This is a genomic window from Chamaesiphon sp. VAR_69_metabat_338 (genome assembly GCF_031423935.1).
GTDB lineage: Bacteria > Cyanobacteriota > Cyanobacteriia > Cyanobacteriales > Chamaesiphonaceae > Chamaesiphon.
The window spans coordinates 1-4246 of record NZ_JANPGM010000397.1 but is presented as its reverse complement, the minus strand read 5'-3'; the positions used below and the strand labels follow the sequence as shown (position 1 = coordinate 4246).

The 4246-nt window shown below is 48.2% G+C and carries 5 protein-coding genes and 1 tRNA gene; 2 read left to right on the top strand and 4 right to left on the bottom strand.

The window, feature by feature from the left end; all coding sequences use genetic code 11:
* Window positions 1-127: 127 nt before the first annotated feature.
* Window positions 128-211: transfer RNA gene (locus RMO84_RS11115), tRNA-Leu, on the top strand.
* Window positions 212-314: 103 nt separating this feature from the next.
* Here RMO84_RS11115 and RMO84_RS11110 read toward each other — a convergent pair.
* The 4 genes from RMO84_RS11110 to RMO84_RS11095 all read right to left on the bottom strand — a co-directional run bounded on the left by RMO84_RS11110 (window position 315) and on the right by RMO84_RS11095 (window position 3352).
* Window positions 315-959 (bottom strand): HpsJ family protein, encoded by a 645-nt coding sequence (locus tag RMO84_RS11110; RefSeq protein WP_310488528.1) that lies wholly within the window; start codon window positions 957-959, stop codon window positions 315-317.
* A 61-nt stretch (window positions 960-1020) separates the two neighbouring features.
* A complete protein-coding gene (locus tag RMO84_RS11105) occupies window positions 1021-1746 on the bottom strand; it encodes a cyanoexosortase A system-associated protein (RefSeq protein ID WP_310488527.1) in 726 nt (241 codons plus the stop codon).
* On the bottom strand, window positions 1746-2606 hold the full coding sequence (gene crtA / locus RMO84_RS11100; protein WP_310488526.1) for a cyanoexosortase A: 861 nt from the start codon (window positions 2604-2606) through the stop codon (window positions 1746-1748). The genes RMO84_RS11105 and crtA overlap by 1 nt, the downstream gene beginning before the upstream one ends.
* Before the next feature lie 182 nt (window positions 2607-2788).
* Entirely contained in the window at window positions 2789-3352 is a 564-nt protein-coding gene (locus tag RMO84_RS11095; RefSeq protein ID WP_310488525.1) for a hypothetical protein, read from the bottom strand.
* A gap of 142 nt (window positions 3353-3494) precedes the next feature.
* Between RMO84_RS11095 and RMO84_RS11090 the strand changes: the two genes are divergently transcribed.
* Window positions 3495-4163, top strand: a complete 669-nt coding sequence (locus tag RMO84_RS11090) for a response regulator transcription factor (protein ID WP_310488524.1) — start codon at window positions 3495-3497, stop codon at window positions 4161-4163.
* Window positions 4164-4246: the final 83 nt, after the last annotated feature.

Sequence of the window (4246 nt, the reverse complement as noted above, 5' to 3'; positions counted from 1 at the left end):
GATCGCCATCGAGTTGCGCGACAGGAAACAGGAGTTGATGATGCTTGCCTCGATCGATTTTTTATGCGATAATGACCTTCTGTGACAGATTTACACAGTCTACTTTAAAAATAAAGTAGTGGCACCTGGGGGTGTGGTGGAATGGTAGACGCGACAGACTTAAAATCTGTTATCCGTAATGGATGTGCGAGTTCAAGTCTCGCCACCCCCATCTTCGATCGAGATCGATAGTCGATCCAACAAAAGGGGCACTCAATGCGAGTGCCCCTTTTGTTTGACGATCGTTAATGGTTCGAGCAGTGACAAGTTAGAGCTTATTGTCTAGCCCAGGATGTGCCAGCCCAGATTTTAATAAATAATACCCCAGTCACCATCGCACCTAGTGCCCATTTCACGGCATTTTTGATCAAAGCTAGTCTTTGACCGTTATTAGTAAGTGCCATCCGTTCTTTTAAGTTTTTCTCAGTTAATGCGGCATTCTGCATCATTTTGGATTTAAATGCGGGCGCATCCATGCCAGTGACGCGATTATTTTTCATAAATGCGTCAATCTGCGCGGGTTGCGCTTTCTCAAATTGCGCTTGAATCTGCTGCTGCTTGGTAATTTCCGGCTCGAATTGTGCCTTGACTTGAGCTTGGGCGGCGTCGTTGAGACCTTGGGGGGTGAGGAAGAACACCACCACTAAGGCTAAATAAAATATCCCGATTAGTAAGGAGATCCAAGATAATAATCTCAGCACTAACAGCTCTCTTTTTTTGCGAGCATCGCGATCGTCATAAAAAACTAAAATAAAGCCGATCAGCGGCACTGCCGAACGTTCGACAAACCCACCAGCGGTCTGAAACTGCCAGCCGGGATTACTAAATTGTGGGGGAATTATCGCGCTAACGACATCAAAGAGAGTCAGTAATAACAGTCCGTAACCAACAGCGCGAAATAGATACAATACTGGAGTCATTGGCAAATAGCACCTGTAATTTAAGTCGATCGAGGTCGAGTAAGTGAAGTTGGGAATTTGTCTAGGCTGCGGGAAAATGCATCTGCCACCACCGAATCCAATTGACGCCTGTTGTTTCCAATGTTTTCACCGTAGCATCAGGCTGGTTGGGGTCGATCGGGGTCGAGAGCAGCGTCCACAGACAGCGACTATCCCTAAATGTTTGTTTGCCCATTAGCCACGGTAAAAACCGTTGCAATGGGATGCCACTAGTTAGCGGATTAGGATTACTATTAGCATGAAATTGATCCCCAGTCACGGTGGTGATGCCTTGGGGATTGATGCAAGTACCAAAATAGGCGGTTTTGTTATCGACAAATAAGTTATAAAAACCCACGCCGGGTTTTTCTTTCATCGTCGCTGGTGCGAGTGCGGCGATCGGCATCTTGGTAAACACTGGTAGCAGCGCATCCATCGTGGGTCGATTGGCGACACCATCGGTCATGTAGCGAATCTCGACCTCGATCGCCTGGGGTTTATCGCTAGCTGTGGCGGTGGTGAGGGCATAGCGATACGATCGACCAGTAGCGACCATCCCATTACCGAAAGTATGAGCGGCTAATGGTTTACTCGCTAACATGGAGGTATCTGACAGCGGCACCCGATCGGGAAAATTAAAGGTGGCAGGTGCCTGCAAACTCGATTTGGCAGGACTATTAATCAGGTTGTGAGCGAGTACCCCCACGGCTCCGCCACAGAGTAGACACAGCAGGGATTGACGCGCCAATCTAGCCACAGAAATCGTCATTATGGTTCCTCCTGAGCGGGATCTGCAGGTGCAAAGATCTGAATCAGCAGCCACACCAGTACTACTAGTAACAACGTGCCGATAACGGAGAAGACTAGCGAACCCGAACCATCATGCCAATAATTAAAAGCCGCAATTTGTTTTTGCGAGACAAGAATGGCCATCAGGGATACCCGTAAAGCGTTGACAATAAAGCCAATCGCGATCGCCGCGACCGGTAAAATCGCTTTTTGATACCATTTCCACGGTAATGGCAACAACATCAAAAACAATACAGACATCCCTAATAATTGGGTCATCGCTACGACCCCAGAACAACCACTATAGACCTGGACGCTACCGCCTGGTAGTTCTAGATAAATGCCCTTGCGGACGATCGGCAAACCAGAAAACCAGAGCATTGCACTCGCAAATTGAGCGGTAATCGGTGCGGGATCGGTGAGTTTCGCGAGCAAAACTTCGGGAATGCCCGCAAAAAATAACAGGATAATTTCGCGCCAATATGCTCGTAAACCCTTCCAGCCAGAGGCAAGCAGCGCGAGGGCAATACTCGCGATAAAGGGATAGACAATCAGGAAAGATTCTTCACAATAGCCGGTACATTTGAGCAGTAGCAAGGCTAATAATATTGCGCCCACACAGCTGGCGATCGGTCCGGTGTCGAACTTGAGTTTATCCTGACGTTCCCAGATTAAATAGGCGGCCACCGACCAAAACAGTATCGACGTGATTTGGCGATCGGAATTACCAGTTTTGAAGATCGGGGTCATCTGAATGGCAACAGTCGCAGCACATAGTACTAATAGCAAAAAAGCTGGGGAGGTTGGGGAGATGCGTTTGAATAAATCCGGCTGGTTCATGCATTCTAGGAATTGTGTCACTGACTCACATCATCGATCGGTTAGAACGGGATGGAGCGATCTCTTGCCAGTACTTTAATAAATAAGTTTTGGCATGACAAACTGCCAACATCCTAGCATCAACTGTCAGACTACAGTCGATCGATCGCGCAGCCGCTTGGTGGCTGTAGTTACGCCAGCGGTTAATGCGCTGGTGGAGACGTGCTTTGGACGCTCATGCCATTTTGGTCGTTACTATTCAACCAAATTTGGCAGGTTGCTGGCGTCTGAGGCTGAGTGGGAGCTGCAAAATTGCAGGTATACCGAGCGAGCGCGATCTTCTGGCTATCGCAAATTTTCAGGTTGTAGCCGTAGCTCTGAGCCACGCGACCAAAGCGATCGATCGTTCGATAGCGATCGATGTAATCTAACAACTGCCAAGATTGCGTACCCACTAACAGGTAAATCTGCTTCTGAGCGCGATTGGCGATCCAATTCGTCACCAGCTTAGATGAGAATTGTTCGCTCGGCCACCACAGACTGGGTGATGTCATCCCATGCGGTGAGGGGGTATCGGCGGTAACGATATTGGCCTCGGTACCTGGTGCGGTCGATTTTAATGCGCCCAGATCGATCTCGCAGACCTCTGGGGCTGAGGGAATTAAGCTTGATTGGGCGAGTGCGGTGCTATTTAATCCCAGGGTGAGATAGAGACAAGTGCAACCGATAAATTTTAGTGTCACAATCCTCAAATATAGAACTTGCATGATAGTCGATCGCGACCCCCAAACAGTCACAATTGTTCCAATTGACCAGAGATCGCTCGTCGATCGGCGGCGACCTGAGGATACCCTGGATCTACTAAGCAATAGTAGGTTTAAATTGAGATAAGACTATGAGCTTCCTCGCATGTCACTCGATCGCTTAAAAATTCTGATAGTTGAAGATGATGAACTATTTCGCTTGGGTTTAGTCGTGCGATTGCAACGGGAACCAGGTATCGAGATTTTAGCCGAAGCAAACGATGGTGAAACCGCGATCGATCTCGCCAAACAGCAGCTTTTCGATCTGGTTTTACTCGATATGGGTTTACCGGGATTGGGTGGGATCGAAACCTGTCGCCAACTCAAACAAAATCATCCCAAATTGGCAATTTTGGCACTGACTTCGCGAACCGATCGATCTCTAATTTCCCGCTTAGTCGCCGCTGGAGCGCAGGGTTATTGTCTCAAAGGGGTAGGAGCCGAAACCCTAATTTTAGCCATGCGATCGGTCATTGCTGGCGCATCTTGGTGGGATGCCACTGCCACCGCCGAAATTCATAATTTGTTTCAAAATAATCCCACGCAAGCAGATGGAGCTACAGCCACGATCGAATCGCTAACTAGGCGCGAACAGGAGATCCTCAAGCTAATTTCTACTCACAAAACCGATCGCGAAATTGCCGAGATTCTCTACATTACTCCTGGTACCGTGCGCGTTCACGTTCACACGATCTTGCATAAATTAGGTGCGAGCGATCGCAAACAAGCAGTCGCGATCGCCATTCAAAATTATCTACTCGATCTCTCCCCATAAACACTTAAAGACCCCCGACTTCTTCAAGAAGTCGGGGATCTATGGGATTTAATCGTGATGCTTACTAACTTTGAGCCGATTAG